Raw genomic sequence first — 17,286 nt, forward strand, 5'->3', positions numbered from 1 at the left:
TTTGCATTAAAAGTAATAAATTTTGGAATTACAAAAGACGATATTATATTATGTTAACTACCACATCAGCAGCGTGTTGACTCGCGCCTTTCCCACCAAGCTTTTCACGTAATTGGGAAAAATCATTCAACATTTTTTCTCGGTCAGTACCGGACAAAATCCTATTGAGTTCTTTCACTAAATTTTGGGTGTTCAACTCATCCTGAATCAATTCTGTAACAATTTCGCGATCCATAATTAGATTAACCAGAGAAATATATTTGATGTGTTTAACAAGACGTTTAGCAATTTCATAGGAAATCTTACTGCTTTTGTAGCACACAACTTCGGGTGTATTCAGCAATGCCGTTTCCAAAGTCGCCGTCCCAGAAGTCACCAAAGCTGCCCGAGAACATCTCAACAAATCGTAAGTTTTATTAGAAACGAAATGCACATTTTCATCCACATATTGCTCATAAAAATCTTTTACCAAACTTGGCGCACCAGCTATAACGAATTGATATTCTTTAAAATACGAGCGAACCGACAACATCAGTTCCAACATTTTTTTGACTTCCTGCTCGCGACTTCCTGGCAACAAAGCGATGATGGGCTGGCTATTAAGATTGTTTTCTTTTTTAAATAATTCTGCGTCGACGTTTGGCAAATCCGAAATCGCATCTAACAAAGGATGACCAACGAAATGTGCATCAACCTGATGTTTTTTATAGAAATCTTTCTCGAAAGGAAGAATTAAGAGCATGTCATCTACATATTTTTTAATCGTTTCTACACGACCTTCCTTCCAAGCCCAAAGTTGAGGCGAAATATAATAAACCACCCGAATACCCAAAGATTTTGCAAATTTTGCAATACGAAGATTAAACCCAGGATAATCTACAAGCACCAAAACATCAGGTTTGTAAGTCGCAATATCTTTTTTACACAACTTGATATTTTTAAGAATCGTTCCTAAATTCTGAACAACCTCAACAAATCCCATAAAAGCCAAATCACGATAATGCTTGACCATAGTTCCGCCTTGCGCCTGCATCAGATCGCCACCCCAAAACCGAAAATCAGCATTGGGATCTTTTTCTTTTATCGCTTTCATTAAGTTGCTTGCGTGGAGATCTCCAGAAGCTTCGCCTGCTATAATGTAATATTTCAAAATAAATTTGAGATTTGAGATTTGAGATTTGAGATTTTAAAATCCGCCACCAAATCAAATATTTGACTTAATTTTGTGTAAAGATAAATATTAATTGAAATGTCGGAAGAATTCGAAATTAGAAATAAAGTTGCAGAGAACACGAGTTTGGTAAATTTTGATTTGTCGAGTCTTATGCCGAGAGGGAAGAAACTGGGAATAGATTTAAAAGACTTCCTTTACCAAGGTCTTATTCTCCGCGAAAAGGAATATCGTGAGATGGTTGCCAATCTTAATCCTGAAGATTATCGCGATGCTTATGTCTATATCTATTGTTCGGAAGATGCGATTATTCCGTTATGGGCCTATTTTTTAATCACAGCAAAATTAACCGATGTTACCAAAAAAATCGTCTTTGGGAGCTTAGAAGATCTCAATATTCTTTTGATGCACAATGCGATTAAAACCTATGATTATTCTGAATTAAAGGACAAACGCGTCCTTGTAAAAGGCTGCTCAGATATAGAAATGCCCAATAACGCTTATATCGAACTTGTAGAACAACTGAAACCCATTGTCAAATCTTTGATGTTTGGGGAAGCTTGTAGCAACGTTCCTATTTTTAAAAACTAAACAAAATCCCATGTCGAATCACGAAAACTTTATGCAAAGAGCCATCGAGTGCTCTTGCGAAAATCTTGACTTAGGCGGTGGCCCTTTCGGTGCTGTCATTGTAAAAAACGGAAAAATAATTGCTGAAGGCAGCAACAAAGTAACTCTTAATAACGATCCTACAGCACATGCGGAAGTTGTTGCCATTAGAAATGCGGCGAAACATCTTGATGATTTTAATCTTTCTGGTTGCGAAATCTACACGTCGTGCGAACCTTGTCCTATGTGTTTAAGCGCCATCTATTGGGCTAGAATCGACAAAATATATTATGCCAACACCAGAAACGACGCCAAAGATATAGGTTTTGACGATTCTTTAATTTATGATGAAATACCTTTAGCTATTGAGGATCGAAAAATCCCGATGGTGCAACTTCTTCGTGATGAAGCGCAAAGCACCTTTCAAAAATGGACAAAAAAGGCAGATAAAACAGAATATTAATTACCAGAAAAAAACTATATTCGTTTAATCAAAAATAAATTTAAAAACACTATGAGCTTACTAGACCTATTAACAGGAAACACTAGCAACCAAGTTGCAGAACAGGCCGAAAACAAATTCGGAATCAGTAAAAATCAAATTATTGCATTACTTGCAGTAGCCACACCTTTGGTTATTTCTTATCTTAAAAACAAATCTCAAGACGCCAAAGAAGCAGAGGCGCTCAACAACGCACTAGACAAAGACCATGACGGAAGCATTCTTAACGACCCGTCTCAGGCCATCAACAGACAATCCGAAGGCAATTCAATACTTGATCACATTTTTGGAGGAAATAAAGCCAACGTCGAAAATCAGCTTTCTCAGAATACAGGGATTTCTATGGACAAAATTGGTCCTGTTCTAGCCATGTTAGCACCAATTATCATGGGATACATTGGAAAAGAAAAGCAAGCTAACAATGTAAACGCAGGTGGATTAGGCGATTTATTAGGAGGTATTCTTGGTGGTGCTTCTCAACAAGCCCAAACGCAACAATCCAATCCTTTGAATGATATTTTGGGAAGTGTATTAGGCGGCGGACAAAGTCAAGGTTCTGGAAACCCTCTTAACGACATTCTTGGAAGCGTTCTCGGCGGAGGCAATCAACAAAAATCTCAGCAAGGCGGCCTTGGAGGTTTGCTAGGAAGTATTTTTGGAAAATAAGCTTTTTTTAAAATATAAAAAACCGAAGATTATTCTTCGGTTTTTTTCTTTCTTGTGGTTTTGGGTTTTGCCTCAGCAACTTTAGTTTCTTCTTTCTCCACTTTCTTTTCTGCCTTAGGTTTTGTCGCTTTTACCTTGGTTTCTTTATCAGCATTTACTGTTGTTACAACTTTTGCAACATTGGATTTTTTAGGTCTTCTTTTTCCATAAGAACCATTTGTTATCTTGCCTCTGCGAGACTTCTGATCTCCTTTTCCCATATCAAAAAATATTAAGTATTTGGTTATTACGAATTTATGAAAATTTAATTTAACATTCAAAAGCACAATATTATTTTGGCGTGTCCCATTGTTCCTCCAAAACAAATTCCAAAGCGAAAAAAATGGGTCGCTACGTCCGCTTCTATCTTTGGGCTCGACGCTCGGATGGCTCCGCTATCGCTCCGCCACCTCGCGCCAAGCCCAAAGGATATCCGCTATCATCGCTCACGCAGATTCAGCAACAAACGAAAAATTGGCAAAAATTTGAACACAACCCAAATCCTATCTACACAAAAAATTTAAAACTAATATTAAGAACTATCATTGTAACAGATTTTTTATTCCAAATCAGTATCTTTGCACTTTGAAAATTTCAAATTTCAAACCTCAAATTTTAAATTAAAATTATGTTCCGTACACACACCAACGGCGAATTATCGCTGAAAAACCTTAATGAAGAAGTAACACTTTCAGGATGGGTACAAACCATTCGTGACAAAGGATTTATGATTTGGATCGATTTGCGAGATCGTTACGGAATTACACAGTTGATGTTCGACCAAGACCGTTCTTCGGTTGAATTAATGGAAAACGCTAAGAAATTAGGTCGTGAATTTGTAGTTCAGGTGAAAGGTCAGGTGATTGAAAGAGCATCCAAAAACCCCAATATTCCAACTGGAGAAATAGAAATTTTAGTAAAAGAATTAACGATTTTAAACGAATCTCAACTTCCTCCATTTACCATTGAAGACGAAACCGATGGGGGTGAAGAGCTGAGAATGAAATACAGATACTTGGACATCCGTAGAAATCCTGTGAAAGATAAACTGATCTTCCGTCATAAAATGGCACAAAAAGTGAGAAATTATCTTTCAGAAGAAGGTTTCATCGAGGTGGAAACGCCAGTTTTAATTAAATCTACGCCAGAAGGAGCTAGAGATTTTGTGGTGCCAAGCAGAATGAATCCTGGACAGTTTTATGCACTTCCTCAATCGCCACAAACCTTCAAACAATTATTGATGGTAGGTGGAATGGATAAATATTTCCAAATTGTGAAATGTTTCCGCGATGAGGATTTAAGAGCCGACAGACAGCCAGAATTCACGCAAATAGATTGCGAAATGGCTTTCGTAGAGCAAGAAGACATTATGAATGTTTTTGAAGGCATGACGAAAAACCTTTTGAAAGATATTACAGGAAAAGAATTCGGTGATTTCCCAAGAATGACTTTCGCAGATGCGATGCAAAAATATGGAAACGACAAACCAGACATTCGTTTCGGAATGGAGTTCGTGGAGCTGAATGATTTAGTGAAAGGAAAAGATTTCAAAATTTTCGACGAAGCTGAATTGGTAGTCGGAATTAGTGTTGAAGGCTGTGCAGACTACACCAGAAAACAAATTGATGAGTTAATTGACTGGGTAAAAAGACCACAAATTGGTGCAACAGGAATGGTTTGGGTGAAATTCCAAAACGATGGTATTGTCACTTCATCCGTGAATAAATTCTACAACGAGGAGGACTTAAAAGCCATTGCAGAGAAATTCGGAGCTAAAGCAGGTGATTTAATGTTGGTGATGAGCGGTAATGCTGATAAAGTAAGAACGCAACTTTCTGCTTTAAGAATGGAACTTGGGAACCGCTTAGGTTTAAGAAAAGGAAACGAATTTGCTCCACTTTGGGTAATCGACTTCCCACTTTTAGAATGGGACGAAGAAACAGGAAGATACCACGCAATGCACCACCCATTCACGTCTCCGAAAACCGAAGATTTTAGTTTATTGGAAACCGACCCTGGAAAAGCAAGAGCCAACGCTTACGATTTAGTTTTAAATGGTAACGAAATTGGGGGTGGTTCTATCAGAATTTTCGATAAAGATTTACAGTCAAAAATGTTTGATTTATTAGGATTCACAAAAGAAGAAGCGGAAGCGCAGTTCGGATTCTTAATGAACGCCTTTAAATACGGAGCGCCGCCACACGGAGGTTTGGCTTTCGGTTTTGATAGATTGGTAGCCATTTTAGATGGAAATGAAGTGATTAGAGATTATATCGCCTTCCCAAAAAATAATTCTGGGCGTGATGTAATGATTGATGCTCCTTCGCCAATCGCCAATGAGCAATTAGACGAACTGGAATTAAAACTGAATTTGAAAGACTAATTTTTCATTACAAAGAAAGTTAATCAAAAATTATAAAAATAAGCAAACTCCATTTTGAGTTTGCTTATTTTTTATGGATATGTCCAAACAGTTTTCGTACACAACTGATTTATCTCACCACGTAAAAAAAGAGATATTATCAACAAAATACCATGAATCCACATTCTTTGTTGTAGTTTTGAGAAAAACATTAAGAAATTAATTATGCTAGACTGGTTACACGCATTATTGCTGCCTGCGGAAAATCCAACAATTGTACAATCCATGATTAGCATCATGCTAGCAATAGGTGCTGGAGTTTTTTTTGGAAGATTAAAATTAGGAAAAATTACTTTCGGCGTTTCTGCGGTTATGTTTACGGGCTTATTATTAGGCCATTTAGGATATAGGATAAATCCAGAAATTCTGGATTTCATAAGAGATTTTGGTCTTATCTTATTCGTTTATGGGATTGGGCTTCAAGTAGGACCATCCTTCTTTTCATCTTTTCGAAGTGAAGGCATGAAATTTAACATTCTCGCCGTTTCTACAGTTTTGCTCGGCGGAGTTATCACCATTATTCTTCATAAATCGACAGGTCTTAGCATGGAAAATCTTGTCGGAATTATGAGTGGTTCCGTAACCAATACACCAGGATTAGGTGCTGCAAAAAACACCATCGAAGAGCTTGGTGCACAATTTCCTAGTAAAAAATTTGATGATCCAGCCATTGGTTATGCTATAACTTATCCTTTGGGCGTTTTCGGAATTATTCTTACTATAATTTTATCAAAAATATTTCTGAAAATCGATCCGCAAGAAGAAATGATTAAATTCAGAAAATCAAAAATCAACCGAGAACAACCTCTTATTCATAAAAAAATGAGAGTTACCAATCTTGATTTTGTTGGAATGCCTATCAAAAAAGTGATTAAAGAAATTAATCCGAATATTATCATCTCCAGACTAAAACACAGCGGAACCGAATCTGTATTTTCGCCAAGATTAGACACTTTACTCCAAGAGCGCGATGTGCTGATGATTGTAGGAACAGAAAATGATGTCGATGATTTTATCAAAAAATTGGGACGACCATCCACCGATCAATTCATTGAATCGGATGAAGAGATCCAAATAAGAAATATCTTTGTAACACGCCGTTCCGCAATGCGCAAAAAACTTTCAGAACTTGATCTATACAATATTTATGATTTAAAGGTCACCCGGATTTTTCGCGCTGGCAAAGAAATGATTCCTCGTCCGTCGTTGGAACTCTTTTATGGTGACAAACTAAGAATTATCGGCACAAAAGAAGCTTTGGATGAAGCAGAAAAAATCATTGGTAATCAAGAAAAAAAACTAATAGAACCCGATTTTTTATCATTGTTTGCCGGGATACTTTTAGGCGTCATCGTTGGATCTATACCCATTGCGCTTCCTGGACTTCCTATTCCTATTAAACTAGGTTTTGCAGCGGGACCATTAATCGTAGCATTACTAATTTCGAGATATGGCGGCATCGCTTTTATTCATTCGTATATTAATAATGGAGCGACTTATTTTATGAAAGACCTCGGCATTTGTTTGTTCTTTGCCGCGGTAGGAATACATGCTGGCGAAAATTTTTATGATAATTTTATTGAATATAATGGCTGGCTTTGGTTATTATATGGTTCTGCGATAACCTTTATTCCTTTAATTTTTATGCTAATCGTGGGACATTTTTTCATGAAAATCAACTTCTTGCAATTGGCTGGAATTATGAGCGGAAGTTATACCGATCCTGCGGCTTTATCTTTCAGCGAAAATTATTTAAAAAATGATGTTCCCATACAAAGTTATGCCCAAGTCTATCCTTTGGTTACGATTTTCAGAATTTTTGTTGCCAGTCTGTTGATTCTTATATTTGGATAAAGATATTTTCTAAGCGAGGTTTTCACTTCGCTTTTTTTATGGTAATTTAGAAACTAAAGACTCTGGAAGAACTTTAAGAATCTGATAAATAATTTTCCATTTCCAATTGGGAACAATTACGAAAGAATGTCCAGCATTTACAATACGTTTTGCAACATAATCGGGCTCCATAATAAGGTTTTTATTTAAGTCTAATCCCTCATTAATTTTGGTGTTAATGTAGCCAATCACCAAAACATTTACCTTAATATTCCGTTGAGAAAGTTCTTGCCGAAGTCCAGCCAGATATTGCGTGAAAGCCGATTTTGTACTTCCATAGATAAAGTTGGACTTTCTACCGCGCACGCCAGAAAGCGACGACAAACCGATAATTCTCTCCAAATTTTCATTCTCTTTATCAAAAGCAATAATATTGAGAATAGAAACTGCTCCTGCATAATTCACCTTCATCATTTGGAAGGTAGATTCAAAATCATAAAAAGCCTTTTCATTCTGAACCAAAAAACCTGCGGCATAAACAACAATGTTTGGTTTTTCAGGAAGATCATGATAAAATTTTTGATGAGAAGAAAAATCTGTTGCATCGAAATAAATCAATTTAACATTTGACTGCTCTATTCTATTTTCTTCAATAAAACTTTCTAATGACAATAAATCTCGGGAAGCCGCTACTACAAAATAGCCTTGTTGCACGTACAATTTTAAAGCTTGTTTTGCCACATCAGAATTGGCTCCAAGAATGAGAACATTTTTCATATGCCAAAGATAAAAAAGCCTATTTATTAAAGTATGAAAAGCCATTTAAAAATCTTAAATTTGTACTATGTTCAATGTCTTAGGAAATTTTTTGACGCTTTCCTCATTTGGAGAAAGTCATGGTGAAGCATACGGCGGTACGATAACCAACTTCCCGGCGGGATTAGATGTTAATCTGGAAGCAGTTCAACAAGATTTGGATCGTCGAAAACCTGGTCAATCTTCTATCGTTACACAACGTAAAGAAAGCGATACTGTCCGTTTCTTATCTGGAATTTTTGAGGGAAAATCAACAGGAACACCTATTGGTTTTATTGTAGAAAACGAAAACCAACGTTCCAAAGATTATGACCATATCTCTGGCGCCTATCGTCCTAGTCATGCCGATTACACTTACGATCAAAAATTTGGATTTCGTGATCACCGCGGTGGCGGAAAATCCTCTGCTCGAGAAACGCTCAACTGGGTTGTCGCAGGAAGTCTTGCCAAGCAACTTATTCCAGAAGTTGAAATTAATGCTTACGTATCCTCTGTTGGCGACATTTTTTGTAAAAAACCATATCAGGATTTAGATTTTACTAAAACCGAAACCAATATGGTGCGTTGTCCCGATGAGGAAACTGCAAAAAAAATGATTGAACGTATTAAAGAAATTAAAAAAGACGGCAACACCATAGGAGGAACCATAACGTGTGTTATCAAAAACGTTCCCGCCGGTTGGGGCGAACCTATATTTAACAAATTACATGCAGAGCTTGGAAAAGCCATGCTCAACATCAACGCTTGTAAAGCTTTTGAATATGGAAGTGGTTTTTGTGGTGCAAAGATGACTGGGAAAGAACACAATGACTTGTTCAATCCAGATGGCACAACCCAGTCCAATCTTTCGGGAGGCATACAAGGGGGAATTTCTAACGGGATGGATATCTATTTCCGTGTAGGTTTTAAGCCCATTGCTACCATTCTGCGCCCGCAAGAAAGTATTAACAAAGAAGGCGAAATAGTCATTGTAGAAGGCAAAGGCCGCCACGATCCATGCGTTTTGCCTCGTGCGGTTCCTGTTGTAGAAAGTTTGGCAGCCTTTGTATTGGCGGACATGTTTTTAATTAATAAAATAAGAAGAATATAATTGCTGATATGTAATATTTGTTACAGTCATTGATAATAAATAAACTGAGATTTGTAAAAAAAAGAAATGGAAATAAAAAAATTTTGGGATAACGGCGTAAGTTATCAAGACTATCTAAGCAATGCAGCGGAACGTCTAGAACATCCACAAACAGACGAAGACAAAGATTACGAGGAGTATTATAAATTAGGGATTCAGCGTATGAATCGTATGAATGAAAAATTTCATCCTAATGAGCAACAGCTTGAACGCTTGGCTCAAAAAAAATTTGATGGTAAAATATTAATTATTTCTGAAGCATGGTGTGGTGACGCAAGCCAAGTGGTGCCTGTTGTTTCTAATTTTTTTGGAACAGAAAAGGTTAAAATAAGTTATCGCGACCAAGACCCCTCTTTAATTGATGATTTTTTAACAAATGGAAGTAAATCTATTCCTGTTGTAATCATTTTGGATAAAGATTTTAATTACATTAACCATTGGGGACCGCGTCCTAAACATGGAAAAGAACTTTTAGAAATGCACAAAGCTGATCCAGAAGGATTTTCGAAAGAAGACTTCTATGTCAAGCTACAAACTTATTATGCAAAAAACAGAGGTCTTGATACCATTGAGGAGCTTTTGGAATTGATCCCAAATCAGTAACTTGCGTGAGGGCGCAGTGCATTGTCGGAGCTCGTTTTATCGGGCGGCGGAGCGAAGCGGAAGCCGTCCGATAAAACAGCGACTGCACGGAGACCGACCCGCTTGTTTTGACGTTGGAAAATGCGCGACGTTTTTTTAAAAAAACGTCGCGTATTATAGCAAAGGAAAACAAAGGGGCACGCCCAAAATAAATTTATAAATAAAAATTATGGCTTTTTTGAAAAAGAATTTGGTGTATGTCATTCTGTTGCTGGTTGTTTTGGCTTTTGCCTTGATAAAACCTTTGCGCGAATTCGTTAGTTCTCAGTTTGCGATGACTGCAACGGTGGACAAAGTGGTGGCGGAAAGCAGTTTCTCGGACGAAGATTTTGATATTGACCTAAAAGGGATTAATACGCCAAACGCTAAATTGAGCGACTTTAAAGGTCAAATTGTTTTTCTTAATTTTTGGGGAACTTGGTGCGCACCTTGCCGTACAGAATGGCCGAGTATCGAAGCTCTATACCAATCAAAAAATTCTAAAATGGCATTTGTACTAATTGCGATGCAAGATAAGGAAGATGATGTGAAAAGATTTGTTACCGAAAACCATTACACAGCTCCTGTCTATATTGCGGAAAGTCCTTTGACGTCCAAAATGTTGCCTAATGTTTTCCCTACAACTTATATTGTTGGTCGTAATTTGCAGATTTTGAAAAAGGAAGACAGTACACTGGACTGGAATTCTGACAGTAGCCAAGCTTTCGTTGATAGCGTAACTAAATAATTTATAATTTGTTAAGACAGTCTTGGAATGTTATTTGCAAACTGAATGATGAAAAAATTTTATTAGCACACACCGATGAAATATTCTAAAATGAAACTTGCACAAGAAGCCCTGAAGCACAAAGGCTTTATGCAAAAAATCCCAGCCGTCTATCGTATGATAAAAGCCTGGCGCTCTGGAAGCTATAGTATGAAATTAACGGACATTTTGTTCCCTGCCTTGGCATTAATCTACGTTTTGTCACCTATTGATATTATTCCTGATTTTGTACCTTTTGTTGGGGCTTTGGATGATTTAGCAATTTTAGCTTTTGCAATCCCCATGCTTTTGAAAGAGGTGGACAAATATCTGATTTGGGAGTTTCAACAGAAGAATCCCGATTCTCCAGAGAAAAAAATTATCGATGCTGAGATTGTAGAGTAAGATATAATTACATATAATTACGCCGGGCAACTTTGTTGCCCGGCGTAATTATTTACAAAAAGACGTAATGTCTTAGACCTCGTCTATATTAATAACTTCCAAAATTTCTGGAGCATATTGCTTAATGGTAGTTTCTACACCCAACTTCATCGTAGATTGGCTGATGTGACAACTAGAACATGTTCCTAACAATTTCACGTAAGCTTTGCTTTCTTTAACATCAATCAACTCTATATCGCCACCATCTTTATTCAAAAAAGGGCGAATACTTTCTAGAGCTTCCATAACCTTGGTTACCAATTCTTCATGTGTAAGATTTGTGTTTTCCATATTTTACTTTTTCTTTGGCGAACATCCCGCCATGGTTGTGATTTTTACAGCTTCTGTCGGTGGTAAATTTTTATTTCTTTCTACAAGACTTTCGATCATTCTTTGTGCCGTTTCTACATAGATAGCAGCAATTTTTGAATCTTCTTGCAAAGCTGCGGGACGTCCAACATCACCAGCTTCTCTGATGCTTTGGATCAACGGAATCTCTCCTAAAACAGGAATTCCTAAATCTTCTGCCATATATTGCGCACCTTGTTTTCCAAAGATATAATATTTGTTATCTGGCAATTCTTCTGGTGTAAAATACGCCATGTTTTCTATTAAACCAAGAACTGGAATATTAATACTTTCCATATTAAACATAGCGATTCCTTTTCTAACATCTGCCAAAGCAACATGTTGGGGCGTACTTACAATAACTGAACCTGTAACAGGAACTTCTTGGATAATGGACAAATGAATATCACCTGTGCCTGGAGGAAGATCGATTAATAAGAAATCCAATTCTCCCCAGTTAGCATCACGAAGCATTTGGTTAAGCGCCTTACTTGCCATTGGTCCTCTCCAAACTACCGCTTGATTAGCGCCAGAAAAATAACCTATGGACAACATTTTAACACCGTAATTTTCGACAGGCTGCATCAGGTTTTTTCCATTAACTTCTACAGAAATTGGTTTTTGACCTTCTGTATCAAACATAGTAGGAACAGATGGTCCATAGATATCTGCGTCCAACAATCCTACTTTGAATCCCATTTTTGCTAAAGTCACTGCCAAGTTAGCAGATACTGTTGATTTTCCTACGCCTCCTTTTCCAGAAGCAATTGCAATAATGTTTTGGATTCCGGGAATTTGTTTCCCTTTTATTTCGGGCTGAGCAGGTAACTCTGGAGAAGCAATTTTTAATTTCAACTGAATTTCTTCGCCAAATTCTGAAGCAAAAGCTTGCTTCATGGCTACTTCTAATTTTTTCTTCTCATGCATCGCAGGAGAATGTGCTATCATATCGATATATACGTCGTTACCGACAATCTGTAGATTGGTAACTAAATCGTCTACTTCTATTTCTTTTAAAAAGTCCTGAACTCTTTCTTTCGTCAACATAAAAATTTGATATCTTTTATAAATACAAAAATACGGAAATTAAACCAATTTCCGTATTCAAATAATGTTTGCTAACTATAAGTATTATAGAAATTAACTTTCTATGACAGCGCCTTCACCTTCCAATTGCCCTTCCCATTTGCTAACAGCTGAAGTTGCCAACGCATTTCCTAAAACATTGGTCATACTTCTTCCCATATCACAAAAATGGTCAATCGGCAAGATTAAAGCAATACCTTCTGGTGGAATCCCAAACATAGAACAAGTTGCAACGATAATCACTAAACTCGCTCTTGGCACTCCCGCAATTCCTTTACTGGTCAACATCAATACTAAAAGCATAATGACTTGTTGACCGATGCTCATTTCTATACCATAAATTTGGGCGATGAAAATAGAAGCAAATGTCATATACATCATACTTCCATCTAAATTGAATGAATAGCCTAATGGCAATATAAAAGATACAATTCTCTTATTACAACCAAAGCGTTCTAATTCTTCTACCAATTTTGGAAAAACAGCTTCCGAACTTGTCGTTGAAAATGCTATAAGTAATGGTTCTTTAATTCTTCTAATTAAACTAAATAATCGCTTTCCTAAAATAATATAGCCTACTAAAAGTAATACTAGCCAAAGCACAGCCAAGGCAAAGAAGAAATCCCGTAGATATATTGCATATACCAAAAATATCTCAAAACCATTGGTCGCAACAACAGCGGCAATAGCCCCGAGAACCCCTAGAGGTGCCACCCACATAATATATCCTACCATTTTTAAAATGGCATGAGCACAAATATCCAAAGCCTTTACAATTGGTTTGGTATAATCTTCACCCATCGCTGACAAAGCAATTCCGAACATTACTGAGAAGACGACAATCTGTAAAACCTCATTGGTTGCAAATGCTTCGAACAAACTTTTTGGGACCATATGATTAACAAATTGCTCTAGAGAAAGTCCACTATGCGCACTTTTCATCAGATCTCCGGCGGCTTCGGCAGCAGGCTTTTCTAGTTGCATAACTTTGCCAGGCTCCATCCAGTTCACTAAAACAAGACCTATGACTAAAGATACAAGTGACGCACTGATAAACCAAATCATCGCCTTACTACCAACACGACCAATCATCGCAATGTCGCTCATTTTCGCAATACCAACCACCAAAGTTGTGAATACCAAAGGCGCAATAATCATCTGTACCAGCCGGATAAAAATAGTTCCTAAAAGTTTTATCATGTCCGAAAACGAGGTGATATTGTCTAAAGAAGTTACACGCCCAGCATTAGACTTTTCAACTTTTTCGATTTGAATATCTTGGTGGGCTAGTTGTGTCGGTTCAAAAACAGTTTTTGCACTTTGTCCTATTACAAGAACATCTTGACCTTTGTAAAGACTGGTTAAAGAATCTTTTTTCTTATCATTTTCAGCAATTACAAATTTCTGACTCAAAGATTGACCATCACTTGTTGTGAATTTCACTTCGTCCAAAAGCGGATGTTTAGCATCTACAATTTCTGTATTAATACGAATACTGGTTCCTCTTTCAAATTTATTAACAACGCCGCCAAGCACAACACCGATTATTAAAGCAATAATAATGGCAATAAAAAGCTTATTCTGTCCTTTCATAATTTATTCTAATCTTGCAAATATAAAATTTTGAAACGAATAAATACGGATTATCACTTTCTTGTTAATCTTTAGGAAACAATTTCGTTCTAAACAAATAACAATCGCTTTACATCTACGTAAAACTAAAATGCGTTTTTTGTGAAAACCAAATCCTATGACAAGAAATCCTGAAATGGTCGTAATCTCTGACATCCATTTAGGCACTTACGGTTGCAAAGCCAAAGAATTGATGAAATATCTGCAAGTGATAAAACCAAAAGTTTTGATTCTTAATGGCGACATTATCGACGTTTGGCAATTTAAAAAAAGTTATTTCCCAAAATCGCATCTCAAAGTGGTGAAAAAACTCATCAACTTCGCTACCAAAGGAACAAAAGTCTATTACATCACGGGAAATCACGATGAAAGTTTTAGAAAATTTACAGATCTCGAATTAGGAAATTTGAAATTATGCAACAAACTCAATCTTGAAATCGATAACAAAAAAGCATGGTTTTTTCATGGCGATGTTTTTGATGCGTCGGTACAACACTCCAAATGGATTGCTAAACTTGGCGGAAAAGGCTATGATCTTTTGATTCAAATTAATAATGCTGTGAATTGGGTTTTAATAAAAATGGGACGCGAAAAATATTCGTTTTCAAAAAAAATTAAAAATAATGTCAAAAAAGCCGTTAAATATATTGGCGATTTTGAATTGACAGCCTCAGAATTAGCCATCGAAAATCAATACGATTACGTGATTTGTGGACACATCCATCAGCCACAAATCCGAAAAATAGAAACTAAAAAAGGAAGCTGTATGTATCTCAACTCTGGTGATTGGATAGAAAATCTGAGTGCGTTAGAATACGACAATGGTGTATGGAAAATCGTCTATTTTGACGAGATAAAAGACCAATTAGAAACTAATAACGAGGTAGAAGAAGAGCTTTTAGATCTAGAAATTAAAGATCTTTTCCTCATGAAAAATATCGTGTTATGAAACTATTGTATGCACTACAAGGCACTGGAAATGGCCATATTGCTCGAGCCCAAGAGATTGTTCCCATTCTTAAAAAGCATGCCTTAGTCGATGTTCTCATAAGCGGGCATCAAAGCCAGTTAAAGCCCAAAATTGATATTGATTTTAGGTTCGATGGCGTGTCATTACTTTATGATAACCATGGAGGTTTGTCGTATTGGGAAACCTTATTCAGAAACAATTATTGTAGCGCTTTACAACTTATCAATAATTTTGATTTAAGTAATTATGATCTCATTATCAATGATTTTGAACCCATAACAGCTTGGGCAGCAAAATTAAAAAACCATCCCATTATTGCATTGAGCCATCAGGCTGCATTATCTTTTCAAGGCGTTCCTAAACCCGATTCTAAAAATTGGTTGGGAGAACAGATTCTGAACTATTATGCACCTTGCAAAGACAAAATTGGTTTTCATTTTGAAACTTTTCATCCTAATATAAAAACGCCTGTTATTAGAAAAGAAATCAGAAACCTAGATGCAGTGCAAAAGGACTTCTATTTGGTATATTTACCTAGCTATTCGGATGAAAACATTTACGAAATATTATCTCAAATAGATGTTAATTGGAAAGTTTTTTCAAAAAAAGCAAATGAAACCTACCGCAAAAGCAATGTGGAATTTTATCCAATTGATCAAAATAAGTTTCTAGAAATTTTCGCTAACTGCGAAGGTGTTCTTTGTAATGCAGGTTTCGAAATGCCAGCAGAAGCTCTTTTCCTGCAAAAAAAATTGTTTGTAATTCCTATACAAAACCAATATGAACAGGCCTACAATACATCTTCTCTCAAAAATCTCGGCATTAATAGTTCTGATAAACTTGAAAAAAATCACATTCAAAATTGGGTTAATGATCCTTTTAATGTTAAAGTTAATTACCCAGATAATATCGAAAATATAATAAAAAATGATATTATTAAAAAGGTTAATAAATAAAAAAACCTCCAAAAAGGAGGTTATATAATATTCTTAATTAAAAATTAAGCTTTCAAATATCTTGCATAAGCATAACCTTCTACGCCATCAGCAGTTTTCACTTTCCACCATTCGTTCGAAGATTGTTCTAAAAGGCTCACGGAAGAACCTTTGGCAGCTTTTCCCACAATGGATGCGTCCGTTGAAGGCTCTTGACGGATATTAAGATTTGACTCTTCAGTAGCTACTATAAGATTAGCGCCAGCACCCAAACCTTTTACTTGTACATCGATATTAATATCAGAAGCTGTAAAAGAAGGATCAATCGCTCCTAATGCGTCCCAAACTTTATCTTTCGAAGCACTACTTGCTGCATCGCCAGTAATATAAAGAATACCATCTTGCTCTTGAACGTTAAGATTTCCTAACTCCGCAGAGTGTGCTGCAGAAATTACACCTGCATATTTATCCTGTAAACTCATAACTACTATTTTACAACTATTTTGTTATCGTATTTTCCAATTTTCAAAGCATCAACCGACTCTTTAACTTTTCTAGCGTCCGAAGCGGAAGCTGTCCCAGTCAAAGTTAATATACCGCCAATATCTTCAGCTTTTACACCTTTGATATCTTTAATAGCCTCGCCCACTTTTTGTAGAACTAAAGCGTCAACCATATTAACTTCTACAGGCGGAGCAACTGTTGCCATATCATGAACATCTTTAATTCCTTCAACAGTTTTTAAGCTAGCAATTGCGGCATCTTTATCTGCCTGTGATGCAAATACACCACTTAGGTGAGCTTGCCCATCTTTTACTTCAACAGAAGTTCCAGGATAAGTTGTTACAATAGTTGTAGCCTTACTTGTCAAATCTGCATCAGAAACTTTTTTCTTACAAGAAACTGCAGTCATTGAAATCATTAAAGCCAAAGCTGCCATCTTTAGTGTTTTTTTCATTTGTATAAATTATTTTATTTATCAAATGTAGAAAAAAGAAAACAAATGAGCCCCAGTTAAATCCTAAAATTTTCTTAAATAATCAATAAATACACTTCTTTATTAAAAATTAATCAGTTAAAACAAAATTTATTCTTCTTCAAATCAATAAAAGCAAAAATTTTAGATTAAATATAAAATATCAAGATTTCAATTTAAATAAAAGAAATAAGCAAGAAACAACTGGCTAAAATTTTGCCATAATAATACTTAATAAATGCTATTAAAATAAAACCAAATTTCAATTTTAATAGCATCAAAATTTTGTTTTTAAAGCAGCTTTGTTTTATTCACTTTCTC

The 17,286-nt window shown here is 36.2% G+C and carries 19 protein-coding genes; 11 read left to right on the forward strand and 8 right to left on the reverse strand.

All coding sequences use genetic code 11. The annotated features are described in order from the left end of the window. Positions 1-43 precede the first annotated feature (43 nt). Positions 44-1,150 (reverse strand): lipid-A-disaccharide synthase, encoded by a 1,107-nt coding sequence (lpxB, locus tag G6R40_RS08940; RefSeq protein ID WP_165134236.1) that lies wholly within the window; start codon positions 1,148-1,150, stop codon positions 44-46. 99 nt (positions 1,151-1,249) lie between these two features. Here lpxB and G6R40_RS08945 point away from each other — a divergent pair, with 99 nt between their 5' ends. From G6R40_RS08945 to G6R40_RS08955, 3 genes are read left to right on the forward strand one after another with little or no spacing between them, the layout of a single operon-like run. After that, positions 1,250-1,762: a DUF2480 family protein gene (locus G6R40_RS08945; RefSeq protein WP_165134239.1), complete on the forward strand. Its 513-nt coding sequence runs from the start codon at positions 1,250-1,252 to the stop codon at positions 1,760-1,762. A gap of 10 nt (positions 1,763-1,772) precedes the next feature. Continuing rightward, positions 1,773-2,243: a nucleoside deaminase gene (locus G6R40_RS08950; protein ID WP_165134242.1), complete on the forward strand. Its 471-nt coding sequence runs from the start codon at positions 1,773-1,775 to the stop codon at positions 2,241-2,243. Positions 2,244-2,294: 51 nt separating this feature from the next. Next, positions 2,295-2,948, forward strand: a complete 654-nt coding sequence (locus G6R40_RS08955) for a DUF937 domain-containing protein (RefSeq protein ID WP_165134245.1) — start codon at positions 2,295-2,297, stop codon at positions 2,946-2,948. A gap of 29 nt (positions 2,949-2,977) precedes the next feature. Here the strand turns inward: G6R40_RS08955 and G6R40_RS15375 are convergent, their stop codons facing one another. Then, a complete protein-coding gene (locus G6R40_RS15375) occupies positions 2,978-3,208 on the reverse strand; it encodes a 30S ribosomal protein THX (RefSeq protein ID WP_165134248.1) in 231 nt (76 codons plus the stop codon). A gap of 407 nt (positions 3,209-3,615) precedes the next feature. Here G6R40_RS15375 and aspS point away from each other — a divergent pair, with 407 nt between their 5' ends. Beyond that, positions 3,616-5,370 carry an aspartate--tRNA ligase gene (gene aspS, locus G6R40_RS08965; protein ID WP_165134251.1) on the forward strand — a complete coding sequence of 585 codons (1,755 nt, stop codon included), beginning with the start codon at positions 3,616-3,618 and terminating at the stop codon, positions 5,368-5,370. Positions 5,371-5,574: 204 nt separating this feature from the next. Beyond that, positions 5,575-7,263: a putative transporter gene (locus G6R40_RS08970; RefSeq protein WP_165134254.1), complete on the forward strand. Its 1,689-nt coding sequence runs from the start codon at positions 5,575-5,577 to the stop codon at positions 7,261-7,263. 36 nt (positions 7,264-7,299) lie between these two features. On the opposite strand, the gene G6R40_RS08975 is transcribed toward G6R40_RS08970, so the two are convergent. Beyond that, positions 7,300-8,019, reverse strand: a complete 720-nt coding sequence (locus G6R40_RS08975; RefSeq protein WP_165134257.1) for an SDR family NAD(P)-dependent oxidoreductase — start codon at positions 8,017-8,019, stop codon at positions 7,300-7,302. A gap of 67 nt (positions 8,020-8,086) precedes the next feature. Between G6R40_RS08975 and aroC the strand changes: the two genes are divergently transcribed. The 4 genes from aroC to G6R40_RS08995 all read left to right on the forward strand — a co-directional run bounded on the left by aroC (position 8,087) and on the right by G6R40_RS08995 (position 10,979). After that, positions 8,087-9,148, forward strand: a complete 1,062-nt coding sequence (gene aroC, locus G6R40_RS08980) for a chorismate synthase (RefSeq protein ID WP_165134259.1) — start codon at positions 8,087-8,089, stop codon at positions 9,146-9,148. Positions 9,149-9,214: 66 nt separating this feature from the next. Then, positions 9,215-9,790 carry a thioredoxin family protein gene (locus G6R40_RS08985; RefSeq protein WP_165134262.1) on the forward strand — a complete coding sequence of 192 codons (576 nt, stop codon included), beginning with the start codon at positions 9,215-9,217 and terminating at the stop codon, positions 9,788-9,790. 208 nt (positions 9,791-9,998) lie between these two features. Then, the gene (locus tag G6R40_RS08990; protein WP_228455828.1) at positions 9,999-10,556 is read left to right on the forward strand and encodes a TlpA disulfide reductase family protein; all 558 of its coding nucleotides are present in this window, start codon (positions 9,999-10,001) and stop codon (positions 10,554-10,556) included. 90 nt (positions 10,557-10,646) lie between these two features. Next, a complete protein-coding gene (locus G6R40_RS08995; protein WP_228455829.1) occupies positions 10,647-10,979 on the forward strand; it encodes a YkvA family protein in 333 nt (110 codons plus the stop codon). Positions 10,980-11,051: 72 nt separating this feature from the next. On the opposite strand, the gene G6R40_RS09000 is transcribed toward G6R40_RS08995, so the two are convergent. The 3 genes from G6R40_RS09000 to G6R40_RS09010 form a co-directional block, all read right to left on the reverse strand. Further along, on the reverse strand, positions 11,052-11,309 hold the full coding sequence (locus tag G6R40_RS09000) for a NifU family protein (RefSeq protein ID WP_165134268.1): 258 nt from the start codon (positions 11,307-11,309) through the stop codon (positions 11,052-11,054). Positions 11,310-11,312: 3 nt separating this feature from the next. Further along, positions 11,313-12,413, reverse strand: a complete 1,101-nt coding sequence (locus G6R40_RS09005) for an Mrp/NBP35 family ATP-binding protein (protein ID WP_165134271.1) — start codon at positions 12,411-12,413, stop codon at positions 11,313-11,315. Positions 12,414-12,506: 93 nt separating this feature from the next. Then, entirely contained in the window at positions 12,507-14,045 is a 1,539-nt protein-coding gene (locus G6R40_RS09010) for a dicarboxylate/amino acid:cation symporter (protein WP_165134274.1), read from the reverse strand. Positions 14,046-14,202: 157 nt separating this feature from the next. On the opposite strand from G6R40_RS09010, the gene G6R40_RS09015 reads away from it, so the two are divergent. Continuing rightward, positions 14,203-15,033 carry a UDP-2,3-diacylglucosamine diphosphatase gene (locus G6R40_RS09015; RefSeq protein ID WP_165134277.1) on the forward strand — a complete coding sequence of 277 codons (831 nt, stop codon included), beginning with the start codon at positions 14,203-14,205 and terminating at the stop codon, positions 15,031-15,033. Beyond that, positions 15,030-16,010, forward strand: a complete 981-nt coding sequence (locus tag G6R40_RS09020; RefSeq protein ID WP_165134280.1) for a glycosyltransferase family protein — start codon at positions 15,030-15,032, stop codon at positions 16,008-16,010. The genes G6R40_RS09015 and G6R40_RS09020 overlap by 4 nt, the downstream gene beginning before the upstream one ends. Before the next feature lie 44 nt (positions 16,011-16,054). Here the strand turns inward: G6R40_RS09020 and G6R40_RS09025 are convergent, their stop codons facing one another. Further along, entirely contained in the window at positions 16,055-16,471 is a 417-nt protein-coding gene (locus tag G6R40_RS09025; protein WP_165134283.1) for an SH3 domain-containing protein, read from the reverse strand. A 5-nt stretch (positions 16,472-16,476) separates the two neighbouring features. Beyond that, a complete protein-coding gene (locus G6R40_RS09030; protein ID WP_165134286.1) occupies positions 16,477-16,947 on the reverse strand; it encodes a BON domain-containing protein in 471 nt (156 codons plus the stop codon). Between the last annotated feature and the right edge of the window lie 339 nt (positions 16,948-17,286).

The organism is Chryseobacterium sp. POL2, from assembly GCF_011058315.1.
Classification (GTDB): Bacteria; Bacteroidota; Bacteroidia; order Flavobacteriales; family Weeksellaceae; genus Soonwooa.

Coding starts and splice junctions, on each gene's coding strand:
- G6R40_RS09015 (WP_165134277.1), top strand. CDS start 14,203: ATGACAAGAAATCCTGAAATGGTCGTAATCTCTGACATCCATTTAGGC.
- aspS (WP_165134251.1), top strand. CDS start 3,616: ATGTTCCGTACACACACCAACGGCGAATTATCGCTGAAAAACCTTAAT.
- G6R40_RS09020 (WP_165134280.1), top strand. CDS start 15,030: ATGAAACTATTGTATGCACTACAAGGCACTGGAAATGGCCATATTGCT.
- G6R40_RS09025 (WP_165134283.1), bottom strand. CDS start 16,471: ATGAGTTTACAGGATAAATATGCAGGTGTAATTTCTGCAGCACACTCT.
- G6R40_RS08990 (WP_228455828.1), top strand. CDS start 9,999: ATGGCTTTTTTGAAAAAGAATTTGGTGTATGTCATTCTGTTGCTGGTT.
- G6R40_RS15375 (WP_165134248.1), bottom strand. CDS start 3,208: ATGGGAAAAGGAGATCAGAAGTCTCGCAGAGGCAAGATAACAAATGGT.
- G6R40_RS08955 (WP_165134245.1), top strand. CDS start 2,295: ATGAGCTTACTAGACCTATTAACAGGAAACACTAGCAACCAAGTTGCA.
- G6R40_RS09000 (WP_165134268.1), bottom strand. CDS start 11,309: ATGGAAAACACAAATCTTACACATGAAGAATTGGTAACCAAGGTTATG.
- G6R40_RS09005 (WP_165134271.1), bottom strand. CDS start 12,413: ATGTTGACGAAAGAAAGAGTTCAGGACTTTTTAAAAGAAATAGAAGTA.
- aroC (WP_165134259.1), top strand. CDS start 8,087: ATGTTCAATGTCTTAGGAAATTTTTTGACGCTTTCCTCATTTGGAGAA.
- G6R40_RS09010 (WP_165134274.1), bottom strand. CDS start 14,045: ATGAAAGGACAGAATAAGCTTTTTATTGCCATTATTATTGCTTTAATA.
- G6R40_RS08995 (WP_228455829.1), top strand. CDS start 10,647: ATGAAACTTGCACAAGAAGCCCTGAAGCACAAAGGCTTTATGCAAAAA.
- G6R40_RS09030 (WP_165134286.1), bottom strand. CDS start 16,947: ATGAAAAAAACACTAAAGATGGCAGCTTTGGCTTTAATGATTTCAATG.
- G6R40_RS08950 (WP_165134242.1), top strand. CDS start 1,773: ATGTCGAATCACGAAAACTTTATGCAAAGAGCCATCGAGTGCTCTTGC.
- G6R40_RS08975 (WP_165134257.1), bottom strand. CDS start 8,019: ATGAAAAATGTTCTCATTCTTGGAGCCAATTCTGATGTGGCAAAACAA.
- G6R40_RS08985 (WP_165134262.1), top strand. CDS start 9,215: ATGGAAATAAAAAAATTTTGGGATAACGGCGTAAGTTATCAAGACTAT.
- G6R40_RS08945 (WP_165134239.1), top strand. CDS start 1,250: ATGTCGGAAGAATTCGAAATTAGAAATAAAGTTGCAGAGAACACGAGT.
- G6R40_RS08970 (WP_165134254.1), top strand. CDS start 5,575: ATGCTAGACTGGTTACACGCATTATTGCTGCCTGCGGAAAATCCAACA.